The following is a 21339-nucleotide window of genomic DNA, read 5'->3' on the forward strand; positions in this document are numbered from 1 at the left end:
ACTGCCCTCCCTTAAGCTTCGCGTGTGGTGCGCTGCTCGATGCGCTTTTCGAACGAGCCAACAACGATGCGGTCAACAAAGATACCTGGAGTATGGATATGATCTGCATCCAACTCACCGATCTCCACGAGTTCTTCAACTTCAACAATAGTGGTTTTACCAGCGGTTGCCATCATTGGGTTGAAGTTGCGTGCTGTCTTACGGAAGATCAGATTGCCTTCTTTATCGGCTTTCCATGCTTTCACGAGAGACACGTCTGAAATCAGACCCGTTTCCATGATGTAGGTTTCACCGTTGAAGTCTTTGTGCTCTTTGCCTTCAGCAATCAGGGTGCCAACACCGGTTTTGGTGTAGAAGCCTGGGATGCCTGCACCACCAGCACGGATGCGTTCAGCAAGAGTGCCCTGAGGGTTAAACTCTAGCTCAAGATCACCGTCCAGATACTGACGTTCAAAGGTTGCGTTCTCACCCACGTAAGACGACACCATCTTCTTGATCTGGCGTGTCTGCAACAGCAGGCCCAGTCCGAAGTCATCAACGCCTGCGTTGTTGGAGATGGCGGTTAGGTCTTTCGCACCAGAATCTCGCAGCGCAATAATCAGGTTTTCAGGAATGCCACAGAGACCAAACCCACCTGCCATGACGGTCATGCCATCAAAGGTAAGTCCTTCCAGAGCAGCGGCAGCACTTGGATAAACTTTATTCATTATAAACTCCCAATACATGAGTTGGTAAAACTCACGCTTCTCATTCTCCAGAACGCAAGCAATACCGCCTTTTCATGCTGGCAATGGGACCTGACCCTCCATCCGGATCAGCATCCTGCCGTTCCCTCCTAGGGAAAATAGGTATAGCGACAGCAATGTTGATAGCCGTGTTTTATGTCCTCGCCAAGTGCTCTTTGTACAGAGAGCGACTATTTATTGAGGTGAAAACCACAAAGCTGGGAGGAATGAGTGTTTGCAGTGCACAATTTTATGAAATTAATACTCAGACCCATGAAAATTCTTAAAGATGGGCTGCTGCGAGTCGCTCTTCTTCCATGCGCTTAAACCTCTGCCTTTTGGTGAGGAGAGAGGCCAAAATGACGCCAATCGTCACGATGACGACCAGTATCGTGCAAATAGCATTGATCTCAGGAGTTACGCCTAATCTTACCTGAGAATAAATCTTCATAGGCAAAGTGGTTGATCCGGGTCCGGAGTTGAAGCTCGCAATCACCAAGTCGTCCAGAGACAATGTGAATGCCAGCATCCAACCTGCGAGCACTCCTGGCAGGATCTGAGGTAAGGTGATGCGGAAGAATGTTCTGACAGGAGGGCAGCCCAAATCCATTGCAGCCTCCTCCAAGGAACGGTCAAATCCAGATAGGCGGGATTGCACGACGATCGCTACGTAGCACATGGAAAATGTCGTGTGCGCAATCATGATTGTCCAGAAACCGCGATTTTGATCAATAGCCACGAAAAGCAGCAGCAATGACAACCCGAGGATGACTTCAGGCATCACGAGTGGTGCGTAGATCATCCCCGAGAACAAGGTACGTCCGAAGAAGCGTCCTTGCCGGGCTAAGACCAGCGCAGCTAACGTACCAAGAACCGTCGCTAGCGTTGCAGATGTGAGACCAATGCGGAATGTAACCCATGCAGCTTCCAACAGCTGTTCGTTCTGTAGCAGAGCTGCATACCACTTGGTGGAGAAACCGGCCCAAACCGTGACTAATCGAGATTCATTGAATGAAAAAACAATCAGAATGACGATAGGCAAATAAAGGAAGCTGAACCCCAAAACCAATGATGTGAGATTAAACCAGCTCGGTTTTGACGGCATTACATGTCCCCTTCGTTGCGTCGGGTCTCATGCCGCTGAAACAGCAAGATTGGGATCACAAGTAATACCAGAAGAACAATTGCCACCGCAGACGCAACTGGCCAGTCCCTGTTGGAGAAGAACTCGACCCATAGAGTTTTCCCGATCATCAGTGTTGATGAGCCTCCCAACAAGTCAGGAATAACGAACTCTCCTACGGCTGGAATGAAGACTAGGAAACACCCTGCAATCACGCCCGGCATAGCAAGAGGGACTGTTACCCGCCAAAATGTCTTCCAAGGCGGACAGCCAAGATCTTCAGCAGCTTCTATGAGTGTCGTATCTAGCTTCTCCAAGGACGAATAGAGCGGGAGGACCATGAAAGGCAGGTAAGAATAGATAATGCCAATGTAGACAGCGATGCTGGTGTTGAGGATGACCAGAGGCTCACTGATGATACCGATCGCGATTAGTGCCTGATTGAGCAAGCCATCGGTTTTCAAAATGCCGATCCACGCATAGACCCGGATCAGAAAGCTGGTCCAAAACGGCAGGATGACCATCATAACCAACGTTGGCTGCCAGCTCCTTGGTGCCCTTGCCATGCCGTAAGCAAGAGGGAAGCCAACGAGCAAAGTCAGCAATGTGGATATAAAAGCTATTTGCAGGCTGGAGACATAGGCACGCCAGTAGAGGTCATCCTCTGTTAGCCAGATGTAATTATCCAACGACCAGCGCTGCGCAGCCTCCCAAAGGCCAAGCAGGCCTCTGCCCCAATCAATTACCGGCAAGTAAGGCGGAATTGAAACGGCAGCTTCAGACAGCGAGATCTTGGCAACAATGACAAACGGAACAAGGAAGAAGAGCAGTAGCCAAACGTATGGCACGCAGATGAGTGCGAAGCGGCCCCATTTTCCGGTTGGATTGGTCGGTGAGTTTTCTGGATCCTGAAGTTCATGACGCGGTGGTGGGATCGTTTCTGATCTCAAGAGGTCAGTTGATGAAAGGTTGGGGTCAGTCATTTACCACCTCTCATCGTGTCAAGATCACGCCGGCATCGCTGTCCCATGACAGCCAGACCTGATCTTCCCAGGTGATCGGTCTTTCAACCAGTCGTGCTGTATTGGCGACAATCGCCCGCAGCGTCTCTGTCTCTGCCACTTTAATATGATAGATGGACACGTCTCCCATGTAGGCGATATCCCAGACTTCTCCTTGAATGGCATTGGTGCCCAGGCGTTCTGGTTTATCAAAGGAGATACGCATCTTTTCCGGGCGTATGGCCAGAGCGGCATGATCGCCGACGTTTGCAGCGGTTGGATAGCACACGTCCAAATGGCTACCCAGAACGGATGAGAACATCTTGACGTCCTCAAGTTCTTTATTGGTGACTTGCCCGTCCAGAACGTTGATATCACCAATGAATTCCGCCACAAATCGGGAATTGGGTTGCTCGTAGATTTCTCCCGGTGTCGCATTCTGAAGGATCTTGCCCTTATCCATAACCGAAATGCGATCTGCCACGGTCATGGCCTCTTCCTGATCATGGGTTACAATCAGGAACGTCATCCGCAGTTGTTCTTGCAGGTTGATCAATTCCAGCTGGGTTTCTTCACGAAGCTTCTTATCGAGCGCAGCAAGAGGTTCATCGAGAAGGAGCACTTTGGGGCGTTTGGCGAGAGATCTAGCGAGTGCAACGCGTTGACGTTGACCACCGGACAACTGGTGCGGCTTGCGTTTGGCAAATCCTTCCAGCTTGACCAAGCTAAGCATCTCCATCACACGGCTTTTGATTTCTTTGGAAGGCAAGCCATCCATTTCCAAGCCAAAGGCGATGTTCTTTTCGACGTTCATGTGCGGGAAGAGTGCGTAGGATTGGAACATCATATTGACCGGACGTTTATATGGCGGCACGCCGGCGAGGTCTCGCCCTTCCAGAAAGATCTGACCTTCAGATGGAGCCTCGAACCCTGCAAGCATTCTCATCAAAGTGGTTTTACCGCATCCAGACCCGCCCAACAGGGCATGAAATTCACGCTTGTAGATTTTGAGAGAAAGATTATCAACGGCGACAAAATTGCCAAAACGCTTGGTAATATTCCGAAATTCAATAAAAGGCTGCTCGCTCGGGTCGTCCCAAGGTGAAAATGCACGACGTACGGGGCCAAGCGGTTTTTTCGCCAATACTCCAATCCTTTTCAGCGGCCTGCGTGGTCAATGGTTCAAGGTAGGGTTGCGTGTTACTGAGCAACCCTACATTCACAGGCCCGTAGTTTTTAGTGACCGGTTTTGACAGTTGTGAAGGTGCGGTTCATCAGGCGCTGTGCTTTGAGCGGCTTGGCACCGATGGTGTAAAGACGCTGCTTCACCTCATCTGTCGGGTAGATGTTTGGGTTTGAGGTCACTTCTTCATCCACCAGAACTGTCGCATCTTTGTTGCCGTTGGCGTAGTAGACATAATCCGACATTTTCGCGATCACTTCCGGGCGCATCAGGTAGTTGATGAATTCGTGTGCTTCTTCAACGTGCTCTGCATCAGCGGGAACTGCGATCTGGTCAAACCACATCTGCGCGCCTTCATTCGGCAGGATGTAGGTGACTTCAACGCCCTTATCAGCCTCTGCAGCACGATCCGCTGCCTGCAATACATCACCAGACCAGCCGTAAGCCAAACAGATGTCGCCGTTGGCAAGGCCGTTTACGAATTCAGAATTGTGGAATTTGCGAATGTAAGGGCGGATCGTTTCCAGAAGTTCGCCAGCCGCTCGAATGTCTTTCGGGCTGTTGGAGTCGGGATTGAGACCGAGATAATGCAGCGCTGCCGGGAACATTTCATCCGGCTCATCCATCACATATACACCACATCCCGCGATTTTTGAGAGCTCTTCAACGTCAAACAACAGATTCCAACTGCCAATCGGAGCATCTGGATTGAGTGCACGCACCTTTTCCTCGTTTACCCCATAGCCAGAGGTGCCCCACATATAGTTGACGGAGAACTCATTGCCTGGATCGAACACTTTAGTACGCTCTTGCAGAAGCGGATCCATGTGTTTGAGATTTGGAAGTTTGTCTTTATCGAGCTTTTGATAGACGCCAGCCTGAATTTGACGCTGCAGGAAAGTGGCACTTGGAACAACGACGTCGTAACCAGTTTTACCAGTCAGTAGTTTTGTTTCTAAAACCTCGTTAGAATCAAAGGTATCATAGTTCACTGTGATACCTGTTTCTTTCTCGAAGTCTTTGAGAACCTGCGCATCAACATAGTCAGACCAATTGTAGATATTTACAATGCGATCCTTAGCGTTGGCGGCAGACAGAGAGAGAGCCAGCGCTGCTGCTCCTGATAGCAAAATTACAGTTTTCATTCTCAAATACTCCAATCTCAAATACAGGGGCTCAAAGCACCTCTACGAAGCGAACCTCTGCATACAGCCGCCATGGTATATCCTTCTGGTGGCAGATTAATTTCGGCCTACATTCCAACCCAATATTTTACAGGAATGCCATAGGTTCTTTGAGAGACTCATCCATCCAGCGCGTCTGTCCTCTCAACACTATCAGGATTTCTACTGAGCAGCCTCAACCTGTGTCCAGAGGCGGTTGGTTAAACACCGCATTTTTGGAGGAAATACGGTGGTTTTATACAGAATTTCGATAAGTGCCCTAGGGAACACTTAGCAGCGGCGGCCTAAAACTTCTTTAGTTGCGTAGATGCATCTCGGGGCATTGCAAACCTTAGGTTTGCGACAATCTATTAGAATCAAAGGTTTTTATTGAGACCAGTGATTCCAGCTCCATTCTCAAAAGCCCTGAAAACATCTTCATCACATTGGTCACATCAATGGCTGATTATCTGAAGTGCCATTAGCTGTCTTGGAAGCCTGCAAAACCACATCATGTAATCAGGCCTTACAGGTTCCCTCCAACCAGCCAGGAAACAAGAAAGCGGTCTGTTCTCAATGCCATAGCTTAGTATCACCCCCAAAATATAACCTTGAGTAAGTGATGTAATTATCTGCGAACATAACGTAGATTTAAATTCAAAATATTTGAAGAGGTGATGGAATTGAACTTCCACAAAACAACATAATTTACGACTTGAGCTGACCTCTGCTAAACTACTTTTCCAACCAGAAGCAAGCTGGACCTTCTAGCAGCCATAAAGAGCTGAATTACTTTTCATGAGTGAATGATTGCCATAACACTTGGCAGCAAACCCAATTGGAAGTCCTATGAGTTCTGAAATTAATCCGGATGATGAAGCGGCGCTCAATATGCGCGGTGTGAGCAATCTTGAAGAAGCCCGCACCTGGCTGCAAGCCCGGAACATTGGAGATATTGAGTGTGTTGTGCCTGACGTTGCCGGAGTACCCCGCGGCAAGATGATGCCGACAAACAAGTTTTTCAGCAGCAATACGCTGACAATGCCTTCCTCTATTTTTGCCCAGACCATTTCTGGCGACTATCCTGAGGATGATGATCGGTTTCAATATAATCCGACAGACGGTGATCTTTACTTCAAGCCCGATTATTCGACACTGACGATTGTGCCTTGGGAAACCGACCCAACAGCACAGCTCTTACATGATGCTTTCACCAAGGACGGAAAGCCCTTTCCGATTGCTCCGCGTAATGTCTTGAAGCGCGTCCTTGAGCTTTATGATGCCGAAGGCTGGAAACCGATTATCGCCCCTGAGGTGGAATTTTATCTGGTAAAGCCGAATACTGATCCTGATTATCCCCTGGAGCCTCCTGTTGGTCGCTCTGGTCGTCCTGAGGTTGGCAGACAGTCTTATTCAATCTCCGCTCTCAACGAGTTCGACGAGTTGATTGACGACATCTATGATCTCTCTGAGGCTCAGGGATTGGAGATTGACACCCTTATTCATGAAGAGGGTGCTGCTCAGATGGAAATCAATCTGAGACATGGCCATCCTTTGGAACTGGCAGATCAGGCCTTCATGTTCAAACGCACCATTCGCGAAGCTGCGCTGCGTCACAATATTTACGCCACCTTCATGGCCAAAGCGATGTCCTCTCAGCCGGGGTCATCCATGCACATTCATCAGTCTATCCTTGATCGGGAGACAGGGCAGAACATCTTCAACAGTGCAGATAACGAGGCAACGCCTGCCTTCTTCCATTTTATTGGTGGGCATCAGCATTACATGCCAGCCCTGATGCCGATTATGGCGCCCTACGTGAACTCCTACCGCCGTTTTGCACGGGATAGCGGCTCTCCAACCAACCTGTTTTGGGGCTACGACAACCGGACTGTGGGCCTTCGTGTTCCAAATTCATCTCCTGATGCACGGCGGTTAGAAAACCGAGTGCCCGGGTCTGATGCCAATCCCTATCTCGTAATTGCTTCCAGCCTTGCTGCCGGATATTTGGGTATCAAGAATGGGATTGAACCGGATAAACCGAGAGACACAGACAACAGTGAGGTGATGAGCAAACTGCCGCGTACATTGCTTCATGCCGTTGATGAGTTTGAAGCAGATGATGATTTGCTGGAAATCTTTGGCGAACAGTTCGTCGCAACCTATCGTGCCATCAAGCTTGAAGAATACGAGACCTTTATGTCCGTTATCAGTGCCTGGGAACGTGAATACCTGCTGATGAACGTCTGATTCCCGCCGGGTGGGGTGTGACTTTCACGCGAAACTGTGGATACCACACCCTTTAGTTGAGCCAATTAGGCCCAGCAATTTAAAATTTCATAATATTCATTAGGACCAATCACAGCAAAGTTCCTAAGAGATACTTTTGCAAAACAGAATTTAAACCGATTAATATTTCGAATTTAACTAATTACAAATACATATACGGATCTAATTTTCGTTAAAACATCACACAAATGTGATGTTATGCGAAATTATACTTACATATTTTTGAATTTACTGGGTATTTAATTTCAGAATTCCTAGTCTATCATGCAATTTTTGATTTTATTTAATTTTATCACAACTTTATGTCTAATTTTAAATACATTTCAAATATTGTTTATTACAAGCCATATTCGAGGCTATTGATGGCGGTTAATAGGTTGCGAACGCAATTTTAATCGCATTTGCTGGTTTTTGAGGACATCACATGCCAGATCAGAAAAAGAGCATTCTTCTCGTTGAAGATGCCAATTTCTTTGCTCGCGTTACTGAAAGCGAGATTGAGCGTGCGGGGCATTATCATGTCACGACGGCGAAAACGTATGCTCAGGCTAAAGCTATATTGGAAGAAGGGAAGGTAAAGCCGTTCCTTGCTCTTGTTGATCTGACGCTGCCAGATGCGCCGGATGGTGAGGTCGTGGATCTGACCATCAACGCCAGGCTGCCGACAATTGTATTTTCTGGGCGCTTTGATCAGGGCACTCGTCGATCCATCCTGAAGAAAGGGATCGTTGATTATGTTCTCAAGGACTCCCCTGCCAGTCTTGGGTACCTTGGTGAGTTGGTCAATCGTGTAGACAGAAACCTCAGCACCAAAGTATTGATTGTGGACGATTCCTCGCATGCATTGGCGTTGTTAAAGAAACGGCTTCAGCTCTATTGCCTTCAGGTGATCACGGCAACTTCCGGCGAAGAAGCGCTGGAAACACTCAAGCAAAACCCTGATATCAAGCTGCTGATCATTGATCACCTGCTACCAGGAGCGACTGGCTTTGAAGTCATGACGCAGATCCGCCGGAGGCATAGCTTCAGTACATTGGCGGTGATTGGGATATCGGCAACAGACGACCCAGCCCTCACCGCAAAGTTCCTGAAATCCGGCGCTAACGACTTCCTGAACAAAGCCTGCACGCCTGAGGAACTGATGCTGCGGGTTTCGCAAAACCTCAATCAGTTGGACCGTATAAGTGAACTGACTGAAATGGCTCATCGTGATCCAATGACAGGCCTGTTCAACCGGCGCCATCTCTACAACGTCGTCGATAAACTTCATAAAGACCAGATGCTCGCTGGCAAGGAGATGCGATATGCCATGATCGATATTGATCGCTTTAAGCAGATCAATGACAAGTTTGGCCATGAAACCGGAGACAACCTGATTATCTCTGTCGCGCATCGCATTTCGGATCTCCTGCCACCACGAAGCGTTGCCATTCGCATTGGTGGAGATGAGTTCTGCGTTGCACTGCCCGATATTGATGAACCAACATCCAAGCAGTTTCTTTCTGAGCTCAGAAGTTCCATGCCGGTCACAGATCCCGGGAACGACGAGCATACTTTTGCACCAACGATCAGTGTCGGTCTTTCAGCAGGCTCTGAGAAGTCACTGGCGAGCGCTCTGAGGGTTGCGGACCGTTGCCTATACAGAGCCAAGAAATCGGGCCGCAACCGCATTGTAACGTCTTCTGCAACCACTCTTGATGCCATGTAGTCTGACGGCACACCTCAGCCGTCAGATTGTCCTTCCTCCATCGACTTCCAAAGCAACACCCGTGATAAACTGGGCTTCATCTGAAGCAAGCCAGAGCGCTGCGTTTGCAATGTCTTCTGGTTTGGAGAAGCGCCCCAGAGGGATGCTATCACGAAACTGCTGGCGCTTTTCTGGGGTATCTTCGCCCATGAAGAGCGCCAACATGCCGGTTTCGCCAGCAACTGGGCACAAGGCGTTGACGCGGATGTTTTGAGGAGCAAGCTCTACGGCCATGGATTTGGTTGCAGTTATGACCCACCCCTTGGAGGCATTGTACCAAGTGAGCCCGGGACGCGGACGGATGCCCGCTGTAGACGCGGTGTTGATGATGACGCCGCCACCTTGTTTTTCCAACTCAGGCAAAGCTTCAAGCGTTGTCAGGTAGATGGCTTTGGCGTTCACTTCAAAAATACGATCAAAGTTATTTTCATCTACCTGCTCCATCGGGCAATTGCGATGGGTGTAGCCAGCGTTGTTGACGACGACATCCAAACGCCCACTTATCTCAACTGCGTAAGCGACCATAGCTTTCACATCAGAGCGCACGGTGACGTCTGTCTCAATGGCATGCGCGTTGTCGCCGATTGCATCAGCAAGATTTCTTGCTGCAATTCCATCGAGATCAGCGATGATGACCGCTGCGCCTTCTTGCGCATATTTTCGAGCGATACCTTCCCCGAAACCAGCGGCGCCACCAGTGATTATAGCCGTTTTTCCTTCCAATCGTCCTGACACGCTTTTCCTCCCCGCGTGTGAAAGTCCGCTTTAAGCGTGACTGACAACAATAGTTTTCAGAACAGAGAATTCTTTAAGTGCTTCAAAGCCTTTTTCCCTGCCGTGACCAGATTTCTTAACCCCGCCAAATGGCAGCTCAACCCCGCCACCTGCTCCGTAGGTGTTTACGAAGACCTGACCGGATCGGATGGCTTTGGCAACACGCGTTGCTCTTGCGATGTCTTTGGTCCAAATGCCGGCCACGAGCCCGTAAGGAGTGCCATTGGCAATGCGAATTGCTTCTTCTTCCGTTCGAAACGGAATGAGAGAGAGAACCGGGCCAAAAACTTCGTCCAGCGCAAGTGAGTGATCTGTTGGAACCGGACCGTAAACTTTTGCTGTGGTGTAGTAGCCTTCTGTCGGCGCGTCCGGCGCGATTGTCCCCTCCCCGATGAGCGGAATACCGTCGGCTTCCGCCTGCTCGCAAAAGGCATTCACACGGCGGAGCTGGCTCGCGTTAATCAATGGGCCGAGATCGCGATTGTCCTTGTATTGGCCTGAAACAGTACTTCTGAAGGCCGATCTGAGTGTATCAACTGTCTCTTCCCAACGACTTTGATGCACCAAAACACGAGATCCTGCAGAACAGGTTTGGCCGCCATTCTTCAAAATGCAGTCCTGAATAACAGGTAACGCTTTGCTCAAGTCAGCATCTTCAAAGATAATTTGCGGGGATTTGCCGCCAAGCTCCAATGTACAGCCGATATGATTGCGCGCGGCGGCAGACTGGATCATCGCACCAACATCCGGCGATCCTGTAAAGGTGATGAAATCCACCTCAGGATTGTAAGAGAGCGCAGCTCCGGCCTCTTCTCCCAGGCCTGTCAGGATGTTGAGCGTTCCAGCCGGAAACCCAGCTTCTACTGCAAGTTTGGCAGTCTCAATGACAGATAAGCAGGCATCTTCAGAGGGTTTAACGACCAGTGTGTTGCCCATGGCTAACGCTGCTCCTGCAACGCGCGCAAAGATTTGCATGGGGTAATTCCATGGCACGATGGAGGCAACGACACCATGCGGCTCGCGAACTGTCATAGCGAGGTAATCAACTGCAATCGGTAGCGTCTCTCCTGTGATTTTGTCAGCCGCCCCACCATAAAACCGGAAGTACTGTGCGGCAGCATCAATGTCCCCGTAGCCCTGGCTTAGGGGTTTACCGGTGTCACGTGCCTCAAGCTCTGCCAGATGATCCCGGTTTTGAGAGATCAATTCCGCAAGCCTTACTAAACGCTCTCCACGTTGCCCGGCAGATAGTGTGGCCCATTCCTTTGAGATGAGCGCTGCTCTTGCAGAAGAAACCGCTTTACCGACATCAGATGCAGTACACCGAGGAATCGTTGCGTATGGCAAGCCCGTGCTTGGGCAGATCATATCAATGGTTTCTCCAGAGGACGCATCACACTGTAAGCCATTGATAAATGATTGGTATTTTTTCAAATTCTGAGAATTGAGTGTTGCGCTAAACTCTGTCATTCCGCCCCCCTCGGATGATAAGCTTTGTGCTGGTCATCCAAACGCTAGTTCATGTAGGAGGGCGGCGCAATTCTCTTCTTGGGGGAGTTTTACTGGGTTTCGGTTGGTGTCAGAACCGTTTCCGTATTCTTCACTCCATAAAACTGATTGTGCCAGAGCTCGGCATATATCCCATCTTTTGCCAGTAATTCCGCATGCGTTCCTGCTTCAACAATCTGCCCTTTGTCCATCACGATCAGACGATCCATTCTGGCAACCGTTGTCAGCCGGTGAGCGATTGCAAGCGTGGTTTTGTCCTTCATCACATCATTCAGGATCTCCTGAATATCTGCGTCTAGCTTAGTATCCAGAGCGGATGTAGCCTCATCCAGAATCAGGATTGGCGGGTTCTTCAGGAATACGCGTGCCAACGCAATCCGTTGACGCTGTCCGCCGGAAAGCTTAATGCCACGCTCGCCTACGAATGCCTCAAAGCCTTTACGGCCTTTATTGTCCTCCAGTGCCTCGATGAACTCCAATGCATGCGCTCTGCGGGCGGCTTCGCGCACGTCTTCCATCCCGACATCATCTTTTCCGATGGAAATATTATCAAAAATAGATCGGTGAAACAGAGATGTATCCTGCGTTACCAACCCAATTTCAGCACGCAGAGACTCTTGCGTTAAGTTGCGAAGATCCTGATGGTCGATCATGATAGCCCCACCTTCAACGTCATACATACGCAGGAGCAAGTTCACGACGGTTGATTTGCCAGCACCTGAATGACCGACGATGCCAACTTTCTCTCCGGGCTGGATTATGAAGTTCAAATTCTTCACAATTGCCGTTTGCTGGCCGTAAGCGAAGTCCACGTTGTTGAATTCAATCAGGCCCTTCTCATAGTTAAAGCTTGTGGCATCGGTATCATCAACAAGGCCCAGGGAATGCTCCATGGTTCTGGCGGTGGATTTAAACGATCCGTATGAACGAAACAGACCGGTTAGTTGAGCCAAAATTTCCAGCAGTTTGCTTTCCAAGCGAATGGCAAAACCGAGGACGATTGCAACCTCACCAGTTGTGATTGCCTGCTGATGCCACAACACAAGGCTCAGGCCTGTGAAGGCTGCAAGACCACACGCTCCAACCAGAGCAACAAGCATTCGTGATGTTACCACAGCTGCACGAAACCGAACGATAGCCTTTTTGAATCCTTTAAGCTGATCTGTGAAATTGCCAAGCGCACGGTCATTGCCCTGAAAGAGCTTCACAGTCTGAATATTGGAATAAACATCAACGACCGAACCATTCACAGCGTGCGCAATGTCTGCCCCTTCTTTTGATGCATCACGAATGATTGGCACCCGGAAGTACGCAAGAACAGCAAACAAACCGATCCAGAGCAGCATGACGGCTCCAAGATACCAATGCAGCCATGACAATGCGATCAGGAGTGATCCGGCAAAAAAGAAATTTGGGATGACAACCCCGATACCTGCCCAGAACAGTTCCGCAACTTCACGCCCACCTACAAAGGTTTTGCTGGCGAGGTTTCCCGCAAACTCTTTTTGAAAGAACGCCATGTCCTGATTCAGTAGACGATCAAAGAACGTCACTCGTGTTGAGGTCAGAATATTAACGTGAAGAGTCAGAGAGATCAGAATCTCGTAGGCTATTGAAAATATTGGCTTTGCAATAAGAAATGCAACCGCAGCAGTCACAATCAGCCACATGTTCTGCTGCCAGAACAGCTCCGGTCCGCTCGCTTCCATCTGATCAATCAGGAAGCCCACGAATGACAGCAATGAGACAGTCAGTATAGTCTCAACCAGCACCACCAGCAAAAGAACCAGAGTGTGCTTTGGAAAGATGAATACGAGAGAACGCAGTTGTTGCAGATGCGTTTTGCTCTCCCATTCCATATGTTGTTTGGCAAATGGGTCAACATGATTGGTTGCCCACTGATAAAGCGCATTCAGCACGATCTGCTCCGGGAAACAAAAAGAGAACAGTTAGAATATCTCGCGACTCGCTCAGTGAAAACCTAGAAGAATTCATCTAATCAAATTTGAACTCAAGACTGTGCGCTAATGTACCAATCCAAAGTTTATTCATAATTTACTATTTTAAATTCATACACTTACCTTAATATTAGCATTTCCTAATTTTAAGTGTTGTTATTTTAGTATTTTCTAATATTATGATTTCAACTTCAAAAAAGGATTAGCCCAATGCGTTATCTTAGCAATTTAGGTGAGCGGTATTCTCCTCTGTACTTTTTGTCTGCCGTTGGTGCAGGCGGGTTGGCCATTAGCTTCTTTATGTACCTGATGTGGATGACACCACATAAGGGATCTCCAATCGCCAACTTTGCCTCATTGACTGAAGCCTTCAGCAACGGTTCCATCGCCATGCAGGCACTGATTGTTGTTGCCGCAGTTAGCATCATTTTCTTCTCACTACTGCATTTCCGTCTGTTGTTCTGGAACTTCTCTGAGTACGGAAAGTGGAAAAATACTAAGGTTTTTGAGGGCTTTAAGAACTCCAATGCGGAAAGTCAGCTGATGACTATTCCATTGGCTCTTGCCATGACAGTCAATGTCAGCTTCATCGCGGGTGCTGTGTTTGTACCAGGCCTTTGGAGCATTCGTGAAATCCTGTTTCCCTTCTCCTTACTGGCTTTTGCAGCTATCGGAGTGTTGGGTTTCCGTATCTATCTGGACTTCATCTCCCGTGTCCTGACAGAAGGTGGATATGAGTGTGCGAAGAACAACAGCCTTGGCCAGATGATCTCCGTGTTTGCATTTGCCATGATTGGCGTTGGGTTCTCTGCTCCGGCAGCTATGAGCCACACCAAAGTGATTGCAGCAATCGGCATTGCTGGTAGTGCTTTGTTCATTGGTGCTGCGATTGTGATGGGTACAATCAAGCTGATCCTCGGCTTCCGTTCCATGATGGAGCACAAGGCAGCGGGTGAGACCACACCAACGCTCTGGATCATTATTCCGTTTCTGACCGTTGTCGGCATCGCGATCTATCGCATAAAAATGAGCCTTGCACATAACTTTGATGTGCCTCCAACTGCTGGTGGCATCTATGTTTTCCTGATCAACCTGTTCGCAATTCAGATCCTGTTTGGCCTGATCGGTTGGTCTGTCATGAAACGGGTTGGCTATTATGACCGTTGGATTGCTGGGCCGGATAAGTCTCCAGGTTCATATGCGCTGGTTTGCCCTGGTGTTGCACTGTTCGTCTTCGGTAACTTCGTCATCAATGCAGGCCTTGTAAAGCTTGGTGTTCTTGGCTCTATGTCTATCGCCTACTTCGCGCTGTATGCCCCATTGATCGTGATCCAGATTGCAACAGTCTGGCTGTTCTTAAAGCTCAATGGAAAGATGCTTTCTGCGTCCAACCAGCTGCAAGCTCAACCAGCCGAATAAAAAAAAGGCGGGTGCTTGGCCCGCCTTTTTTCTTTGAATTTGAGTGTCTTGATCTAAAATCAGATTGGACGTCGCGCCCATGGTCTCGTACCAGCGGGCGCTTCTTTTCGCGCAAAGACTGGCTGCGTGTAGGCTGTGACCTCATTGAGGTTTCCGGACTCCAGATCAGCTCGCAAACGTGGGTTGTCCAATGCAAAGCTGTTGATGCCAACGCGGAGCATGAAGCCGATCTGATCTAGAATGAACGGACCAACCGCACGGATCTCACCACCATAGCGTAGTCCATCTCTCAGGATGCGAGCAGCGGAGAAACCACGGCCATCTGCAAAGCTTGGGAAGTCCACTGCGATGAGTTCAAGCGCCTCAAGATGATCAGCCAGCTTTTCAGCCTTCTCACCAGCACGAAGTACAACACCTAAAGACAGCTTCGTCTGCTTAAGCTTTTGTTCTTCTGACAGAAAACGCTCCAGAGAGAAGATGAACTTCCCCTCAGCAGGCAGGGCATCATCCTCTGCGATGTAGGCCCAGTCATCGGCAATGATCTTGTCGTTCTTGAAGATCTCAGTGGTCTTTTTGAGTTCTGTTGTCATTTGAACCTCAGATGCTTTGGGCTGCGCCGCCCTTGGACGCACTTGAGAAATGAATTCCACATTCGGTTTTGTCCTGACCACGCCAGCGGCCTGAGCGCGGGTCTTCGCCCGGAGCAACCTTGTCTGTGCAAGGCATACACCCGATGGAGGGATACCCTTCTGCGACCAGTGGATGTGGTGGCAGGCCATTATCCTTTGCGTATTGAAGGACTTCGGCAGCCGTCCAGTTGGCCAGCGGGTTCACTTTGATGCGACCTTCTTCGACTTCAAAATGCTCCAGACTGGCTCGAGTGTCAGCCTGATGGCGTTTGCGACCTGATATCCAAGCTTCGAAACCACCAAGTGCTTTTGCAAGTGGAACCACTTTACGAATGTGGCAGCACGCGTCCGTATCAGATGCCCAGAGAGCACCTTTTGGGTCTTTCACAGCAAGATCTTCTGGTTCAGGCGTGATGACACGCACGTCCAAAAGGCCAAGCTGCTCAACCAGTTCATCACGATAGCGCTTTGTTTCACCAAACAGTTTGCCGGTGTCGACAAACAGGACCGGTGTGCGCACGTCGATCTGAGAGACCATGTGAAGCAGCACGGAGCTGTCCGCGCCAAATGAGGACACCAGAGCAATCTCTCCAGAGAATTGCTCTGTGAGCGCGTGCTGCAGGATGTCCTGAGCATCGCGCTCAGAATACATCCGGTTCAGCAGCTTCACCTGTGCCTCCAAGGAGGCCTTATGTGATTGACTATGCTCCATAAAGAGCGTCCTTAAATGGCTGATCACCCAGGCGGCGGTAGGCTTCGATGAAGCTTTCGTCCTCATCCAGACGGTTCGCCAAATAGGTATCGACAACAGTTTCGACAGCATCGGTGATCTCTGCTTCCGGGAAGCCGCGACCGATGATTTTGCCGATAGAGGTGTTTTGGTCCGCAGAACCTCCCAGTGTGATCTGATAGAGCTCTTCGCCTTTACGGTCTACGCCCAAAATGCCGATGTGGCCGACGTGGTGGTGACCACAGGCGTTGATGCAGCCGGAGATTTTCAGTTTCAGATCACCGATCTCATTCTGACGCTTAACCTCTTCAAACCGCTTGGAAATTTCCTGAGCGATCGGAATTGAGCGTGCGTTTGCCAGAGCACAGTAGTCCAGGCCTGGGCAAGCGATCATGTCGGTGATCAGGCCTGCATTGGAATCTGCAAGCTCGTTTGCCTTCAGGATCTTGTAGACAGTGGGGACATCTTGCAGTTTTACATGTGGCAGAACGAGGTTCTGCTCATGTGTGACGCGCAGCTCATTATGTCCAAACCGTTCTGCCACATCAGCAATTACATCCATCTGATCTGCGGTCGCATCCCCCGGCGCTCCGCCAATCGGCTTCAGCGAGATGGTGACAGATGTGTAGCCTTCTGCTTTGTGCGCATGCAGATTGCGGCTGGAGAACAATGCCAGATCACGGTCTTCGCGCTTGGCTGCTTCCAGCTCTGTACTGATCTTTGGCATGGCTTCAAAAGACGGCGGGGCGAAGTATTCGTTGATGCGAACGACTTCTTCATTTGGCAGGTCGAGGATACCGTTTTTGGTTGCCTCAAATTCAGTCTCAATGTCCTGCTTCAGCTCTTCCAGACCAGTTTCGTGAACCAGGATCTTGATGCGAGCCTTGTACTTATTATCGCGGCGACCATAACGATTGTAGACACGCAGGATCGCCTCGCTGTATGCCAGCAAGTCATTTTCTGGTAGGAAATCCCGTACCTTACGGCCAACCATCGGCGTACGACCCAAGCCACCACCCACGAAGACCACAAAGCCGATTTCCCCGTTTTCATTGCGGGTCAGCTGCAGGCCGATGTCATGGACCTGTACGGCTGCACGGTCATGTTCAGCACCTGTGATCGCAATCTTGAACTTGCGTGGCAAGAACAGGAATTCCGGATGCAGAGAGGACCATTGGCGCAAGATTTCGGCGTAAACGCGTGGGTCTGCGAACTCGTCTGCGGCTGCGCCTGCGAACTGGTCGGAGGTGACATTACGGATACAGTTGCCAGAGGTCTGGATGGCGTGCATCTCGACGTCGGCAAGTTCATGCAGAATCTGCGGCGTATCAGAGAGCTTTGGCCAGTTGAACTGGACGTTCTGGCGCGTTGTGAAGTGGCCGTAGCCTCTGTCGTAAGTCCTTGCAATATGGGCAAGTTTACGCATCTGACTGCCGTTGAGCGTGCCGTATGGGATGGCAACGCGAAGCATGTAAGCGTGCAGCTGCAGGTAAAGACCATTCATCAGGCGGAGTGGCTTGAACTCGTCTTCGGTCAACTCACCAGACATACGGCGGCGGACCTGATCTTCGAACTGGCTCACGCGCTGATTAACAAAGTCGCGATCAAATTCATCGTAGCGGTACATGGAAACTCCTGAATCTAAAAGGACTTAGGCCGAACGCAGGTGGCGTTCGGCTTGCTTGCCGAGGTCGAGACGAGTGGTTGGCCCTTGGGCGCGAATGCGCTCTTTCAGGCTCTTTGGCTGCAGGTGGCCGTCTTTCAGTTCCAGATCAATCGCGTAGGTGCCGAGAACGTATTGCTTGTCTTCACCGGCTTTTGCGAAATCCAGAGCTGAGGTCATGTCTTCATCGGTGTTGAGGATCCAGGCTGCCTCAACAAACTCGACCCACTCTCCGTTGTGGCCGAGCCAGACGACATCACCATCGACCAGTCTGTTGGCGGTAATAGTTTTCATCGGGTCTCTCCCTAGGCTGCGACAACAGCCGGTAAACTTGCATATTTAATTGGGCTTAGAGGGAGCGAACGCGACTGATCTGCGTGGGCCACTGCCTTACCGATGATGATAAGTGTGGGTCCGGTGACGCTGTCGTGTTGCTCGAAATTACAAAGGTCTTGCAGGGTGCCTGCAAAATTGCGTTCTTTTGTCTGGGCTGCGTTCTCAATCGCCATGACTGGGGTGGATAAATCCAATCCGGATTTCACCAGAAGGTTGGCAACTTTTCCGGCAACGGTACGCCCCATATAAACAGCGGTTGTCGCTCCATTCAGAGCAAGATCCGCCCAGTCCGGGAGGATATCTCCATGCTGGTTATGCCCTGTAGCAAACACCAGCGAGGAGGCAACACCCCGTAATGTCAAAGGAATTTGCGCACTAGCCGCGGCAGCGAATGCAGCGGTGACACCGGGTACAATCTCAAAATCCACATCATGCTCACGCAGAGCTGCGATCTCTTCTCCAGCCCGGCCAAACACCATTGGGTCCCCTGCTTTCAGGCGGACAACCCGTTTGCCGGACTTGGCGGCAGAGACTAATAACTGGTTGATTTGCGTTTGCGTTGAACTGTGCGTTCCTTTGCGTTTTCCTACGCTGATGCGTGTAGCGTCGCGGCGGCCCATGGAAACCACGGCATCCGGTACCAATGCATCATAGAAAATAACATCTGCTTCTTGCAGGACACGCTGTGCGCGCAGGGTCAGCAGGTCTTCTGCTCCTGGGCCTGCACCCACGAGCCAGACATATCCCCGCTGATCCTGCTCACTGTTCAGTAAGCGATGCGCTTCGGTCAGAGCCTTTTGTGTCTCACCAGCAAAAGTGTTCGCAGCAACGGAACCTGAAAAAAATTCAGCCCAAAAGCGACGACGCGCACTTCCCGAAGGCATCAGCTTACCAACTGTAGCACGGAAGCTGTCTGCCAACCTTGCGAGTTGACCGGCTTCACGCGGTAACAAGGCTTCGACCTGTGCGCGGATGTGGCGGGCATAAACAGGGCCAACGCCTGTTGAGGTGATCGCCACGGCAACAGGCGCGCGATTGACCATCGCACCGGTGTAAAAATCACAAAGCTCAGGACGGTCCACCGCGTTGACCGGGATGCCCTTCTCACGAGCTGCTTCCACAATTTCGCGATCCGACTCTTCTTCATCGGTGGCAGCAAACACGAGGACTGCGCCATCTAGATAAGCCGGGTTGAACGCGCTGAGCATGAAGACACCGTCTGCATCGGCAACGGCTTCAGCCAGAGCTGCGCTAGGGCGCTCATGGCTGACAACGCGGATATGTGCTTTGGTTTGCGCCAAAAGCCTCACTTTCGCAGCAGCTTCATCACCACAACCAACAACAACAACCATTTTGCCTTCAACCTTGTGAAAGGTCGGAAAGACAGCGAGTTTATTGCTCTCGTCCTGTTGTGTGTTGAAGCTCTCTACCAAAGCCATTGCGCTCTCCAAGCGTTTTGGGATCATTGGGAGCGAGTTTACAGAGTGGAGTTCCTCTAAGCTCGGTATGGCATTCCAAAGCTGGATGACTGCGTAGAAAAGATTTTTTTCATGCGCTCGAACGGAGGAAAGATACGCTGACCTGAAAAACGGCGCATGTGAAATACCATTCTACATTATCAGCAGATAGAGCCACGTAAGCCCTCAAAATTACCGCTGCATTTTATGATTGAGAAAATAAATCTACATATTGCTATTACTCGTTCGAACAACAAACAGCAAAAATGAAAACCTGTCAGTTTCGGACAACGCGCATTTTGAAGAATCTGGTTCTTCGTGTTTCACAGGCTGCTATCACGAGTTTTACGCCGAGTGCCAAGCCTATGAAATCTGTCCCGGCCTATCCTATTAAGTCTTCCAAACAGGATCAGACAGCATAGCCAGCCTTGTCTTTTTCCATTTCACTCAATATCCAGTCTCGGAACAGCTTTATTTTTCGGTTGTTTTTCTGCGTTTCGCGGTAAACAAGCCAAACTGGATTTTCAGCCGTGCACTTTAATGGAAAAGGCTGGATAAGCAGGCCATCACGCAACGCACTTGAATGAAACAACGGTGTCAGGATCGCGACACCATGTCCTGCAATCGCGATATTGCCATCAACCGTTTGCGTGCCCATTTGGGAAACGGGTTGGTTTGAAAAATCGGGGTCTTTCACGCCAGCTGCTTCAAACCAGTTTCTCCACCAAGGATCTCCTGTATCGATAATGGGAAGTTTCAGCAGATCTTCGGGCTTGTTCACACCGCCAATGCTGTCAGCAAGCCCCGGACTTAACATAGGAGTATATGTAACTTCGGCTAGTTTGAAAGAACATAACCCAGGCCATTTTTTGGGGCTGTTTCTGATTCCTATATCGATATCAGAGGATGCAAAGTCGACAACATCGCCAGAGACTTCCAATTGAACAGCAATTTTTGGGTTCGCCATCTGGAACCCTCCGATACGCAACGAAAGCCAGTTCATGGCAAAGGTGGGAACCACACTTAGTTTCAGTGTCCCATCCTGCGTTCCTTGCACCGCCGAAAAGCCAGCCCGAATAGACTGGAAAGCCTCACTTGCAACTGCCGCAAGTTGCGCACCTGCATTCGTTAAAACAACTTGTCTTCCCACCCGATTGAACAAGGGTTTACCGGTACGATCTTCCAGCACTTTTATCTGATAGCTCACCGCTGCTTGCGTCATTCCCAGCTCCTCCGCAGCGCGGGTGAAGTTGGAATGTCTCGCCGCCGCTTCAAAGGCGCGAAGAGCGTTGAGTGGAGGTAGACCGTTCGGCATTATTAATAAAATCTCCTTATGCTTTGATCCCTACATTCGATTGGACTGCAAATGCAACCTCCGGCATTAATTCCCCAACAACAGCAGGAGAAAAAGCATGGCAGATTTCACCATAGAAACTCAGAAAACAAAAGCATTACCTAATACTTTCAATATCTTAAAAAAATTATTTGGAGACTTTCTCTTTTCAATGAAAAGCGGGAGTGAGCGTTTGGATGCACGTGATCTGCCAGCACATTTACAAAAGGATATCGGTGTCAACTTAGAGTCAGGGCCAATTATCAGATAAAGCGACATAAGGATGTCATATGGTTCTTA

Annotated in this window: 18 protein-coding genes; 4 read left to right on the plus strand and 14 right to left on the minus strand. The window is 49.8% G+C overall.

Translation table 11 applies throughout. The features are described 5' to 3' along the window. Positions 1-11: 11 nt before the first annotated feature. From BM231_RS09095 to BM231_RS09115, 5 genes are all read right to left on the minus strand, one after another. Positions 12-707 (minus strand): CoA transferase subunit A, encoded by a 696-nt coding sequence (locus tag BM231_RS09095; RefSeq protein WP_093518710.1) that lies wholly within the window; start codon positions 705-707, stop codon positions 12-14. Between the two features lie 301 nt (positions 708-1008). Further along, positions 1009-1830 (minus strand): ABC transporter permease, encoded by an 822-nt coding sequence (locus BM231_RS09100; RefSeq protein WP_063295259.1) that lies wholly within the window; start codon positions 1828-1830, stop codon positions 1009-1011. Beyond that, positions 1830-2831, minus strand: a complete 1002-nt coding sequence (locus BM231_RS09105) for an ABC transporter permease (RefSeq protein WP_063309684.1) — start codon at positions 2829-2831, stop codon at positions 1830-1832. The genes BM231_RS09100 and BM231_RS09105 overlap by 1 nt, the downstream gene beginning before the upstream one ends. A 10-nt stretch (positions 2832-2841) precedes the next feature. Next, complete coding sequence (locus BM231_RS09110; RefSeq protein WP_208860228.1) at positions 2842-3993, minus strand: ABC transporter ATP-binding protein; 1152 nt, start codon at positions 3991-3993, stop codon at positions 2842-2844. A gap of 92 nt (positions 3994-4085) precedes the next feature. Further along, a complete protein-coding gene (locus BM231_RS09115) occupies positions 4086-5177 on the minus strand; it encodes a polyamine ABC transporter substrate-binding protein (protein WP_093518712.1) in 1092 nt (363 codons plus the stop codon). Positions 5178-6044: 867 nt separating this feature from the next. On the opposite strand from BM231_RS09115, the gene BM231_RS09120 reads away from it, so the two are divergent. Continuing rightward, entirely contained in the window at positions 6045-7445 is a 1401-nt protein-coding gene (locus tag BM231_RS09120; protein ID WP_093518714.1) for a glutamine synthetase family protein, read from the plus strand. 463 nt (positions 7446-7908) lie between these two features. Next, positions 7909-9192, plus strand: coding sequence for a diguanylate cyclase (locus BM231_RS09125; RefSeq protein WP_093518716.1), 1284 nt, complete (start codon positions 7909-7911; stop codon positions 9190-9192). Between the two features lie 21 nt (positions 9193-9213). Here BM231_RS09125 and BM231_RS09130 read toward each other — a convergent pair whose 3' ends face one another. The 3 genes from BM231_RS09130 to BM231_RS09140 all read right to left on the minus strand — a co-directional run bounded on the left by BM231_RS09130 (position 9214) and on the right by BM231_RS09140 (position 13433). Then, positions 9214-9966, minus strand: coding sequence for an SDR family oxidoreductase (locus BM231_RS09130; protein ID WP_093518718.1), 753 nt, complete (start codon positions 9964-9966; stop codon positions 9214-9216). 30 nt (positions 9967-9996) lie between these two features. Continuing rightward, the gene (locus tag BM231_RS09135) at positions 9997-11475 is read right to left on the minus strand and encodes an aldehyde dehydrogenase family protein (protein WP_093518720.1); all 1479 of its coding nucleotides are present in this window, start codon (positions 11473-11475) and stop codon (positions 9997-9999) included. Between the two features lie 89 nt (positions 11476-11564). Then, positions 11565-13433 (minus strand): ABC transporter ATP-binding protein, encoded by a 1869-nt coding sequence (locus tag BM231_RS09140; RefSeq protein ID WP_208860229.1) that lies wholly within the window; start codon positions 13431-13433, stop codon positions 11565-11567. Positions 13434-13682: 249 nt separating this feature from the next. On the opposite strand from BM231_RS09140, the gene BM231_RS09145 reads away from it, so the two are divergent. Continuing rightward, complete coding sequence (locus BM231_RS09145) at positions 13683-14891, plus strand: TsoY family (seleno)protein (RefSeq protein ID WP_093518722.1); 1209 nt, start codon at positions 13683-13685, stop codon at positions 14889-14891. Positions 14892-14950: 59 nt separating this feature from the next. On the opposite strand, the gene BM231_RS09150 is transcribed toward BM231_RS09145, so the two are convergent. The 6 genes from BM231_RS09150 to BM231_RS09175 form a co-directional block, all read right to left on the minus strand. Continuing rightward, a complete protein-coding gene (locus BM231_RS09150) occupies positions 14951-15481 on the minus strand; it encodes a DUF934 domain-containing protein (protein ID WP_093518724.1) in 531 nt (176 codons plus the stop codon). Positions 15482-15488: 7 nt separating this feature from the next. Continuing rightward, entirely contained in the window at positions 15489-16232 is a 744-nt protein-coding gene (locus BM231_RS09155; RefSeq protein ID WP_093518726.1) for a phosphoadenylyl-sulfate reductase, read from the minus strand. Next, positions 16222-17877 carry a nitrite/sulfite reductase gene (locus BM231_RS09160; RefSeq protein ID WP_093518728.1) on the minus strand — a complete coding sequence of 552 codons (1656 nt, stop codon included), beginning with the start codon at positions 17875-17877 and terminating at the stop codon, positions 16222-16224. The genes BM231_RS09155 and BM231_RS09160 overlap by 11 nt, the downstream gene beginning before the upstream one ends. A 24-nt stretch (positions 17878-17901) precedes the next feature. Next, positions 17902-18207, minus strand: a complete 306-nt coding sequence (locus BM231_RS09165) for a DUF2849 domain-containing protein (protein ID WP_063290794.1) — start codon at positions 18205-18207, stop codon at positions 17902-17904. An 11-nt stretch (positions 18208-18218) separates the two neighbouring features. Beyond that, on the minus strand, positions 18219-19688 hold the full coding sequence (gene cysG / locus BM231_RS09170; protein WP_208860230.1) for a siroheme synthase CysG: 1470 nt from the start codon (positions 19686-19688) through the stop codon (positions 18219-18221). A 427-nt stretch (positions 19689-20115) separates the two neighbouring features. Further along, positions 20116-21021, minus strand: a complete 906-nt coding sequence (locus tag BM231_RS09175) for a LysR substrate-binding domain-containing protein (protein ID WP_093518732.1) — start codon at positions 21019-21021, stop codon at positions 20116-20118. Between the two features lie 97 nt (positions 21022-21118). Between BM231_RS09175 and BM231_RS09180 the strand changes: the two genes are divergently transcribed. After that, complete coding sequence (locus BM231_RS09180) at positions 21119-21310, plus strand: hypothetical protein (protein ID WP_093518734.1); 192 nt, start codon at positions 21119-21121, stop codon at positions 21308-21310. Positions 21311-21339: the final 29 nt, after the last annotated feature.

The sequence above is a fragment of the Pseudovibrio ascidiaceicola genome, assembly GCF_900114245.1.
GTDB lineage: Bacteria > Pseudomonadota > Alphaproteobacteria > Rhizobiales > Stappiaceae > Pseudovibrio > Pseudovibrio ascidiaceicola.

Excerpts from the sequence above, each read along its gene's own strand:
- BM231_RS09100 (WP_063295259.1), bottom strand. The coding sequence starts at position 1,830 with ATGCCGTCAAAACCGAGCTGGTTTAATCTCACATCATTGGTTTTGGGG.
- BM231_RS09145 (WP_093518722.1), top strand. The coding sequence starts at position 13,683 with ATGCGTTATCTTAGCAATTTAGGTGAGCGGTATTCTCCTCTGTACTTT.
- BM231_RS09180 (WP_093518734.1), top strand. The coding sequence starts at position 21,119 with ATGGCAGATTTCACCATAGAAACTCAGAAAACAAAAGCATTACCTAAT.
- BM231_RS09120 (WP_093518714.1), top strand. The coding sequence starts at position 6,045 with ATGAGTTCTGAAATTAATCCGGATGATGAAGCGGCGCTCAATATGCGC.
- BM231_RS09135 (WP_093518720.1), bottom strand. The coding sequence starts at position 11,475 with ATGACAGAGTTTAGCGCAACACTCAATTCTCAGAATTTGAAAAAATAC.
- BM231_RS09095 (WP_093518710.1), bottom strand. The coding sequence starts at position 707 with ATGAATAAAGTTTATCCAAGTGCTGCCGCTGCTCTGGAAGGACTTACC.
- BM231_RS09175 (WP_093518732.1), bottom strand. The coding sequence starts at position 21,021 with ATGCCGAACGGTCTACCTCCACTCAACGCTCTTCGCGCCTTTGAAGCG.
- BM231_RS09160 (WP_093518728.1), bottom strand. The coding sequence starts at position 17,877 with ATGTACCGCTACGATGAATTTGATCGCGACTTTGTTAATCAGCGCGTG.
- cysG (WP_208860230.1), bottom strand. The coding sequence starts at position 19,688 with ATGGCTTTGGTAGAGAGCTTCAACACACAACAGGACGAGAGCAATAAA.
- BM231_RS09125 (WP_093518716.1), top strand. The coding sequence starts at position 7,909 with ATGCCAGATCAGAAAAAGAGCATTCTTCTCGTTGAAGATGCCAATTTC.
- BM231_RS09105 (WP_063309684.1), bottom strand. The coding sequence starts at position 2,831 with ATGACTGACCCCAACCTTTCATCAACTGACCTCTTGAGATCAGAAACG.
- BM231_RS09150 (WP_093518724.1), bottom strand. The coding sequence starts at position 15,481 with ATGACAACAGAACTCAAAAAGACCACTGAGATCTTCAAGAACGACAAG.
- BM231_RS09155 (WP_093518726.1), bottom strand. The coding sequence starts at position 16,232 with ATGGAGCATAGTCAATCACATAAGGCCTCCTTGGAGGCACAGGTGAAG.
- BM231_RS09115 (WP_093518712.1), bottom strand. The coding sequence starts at position 5,177 with ATGAAAACTGTAATTTTGCTATCAGGAGCAGCAGCGCTGGCTCTCTCT.
- BM231_RS09165 (WP_063290794.1), bottom strand. The coding sequence starts at position 18,207 with ATGAAAACTATTACCGCCAACAGACTGGTCGATGGTGATGTCGTCTGG.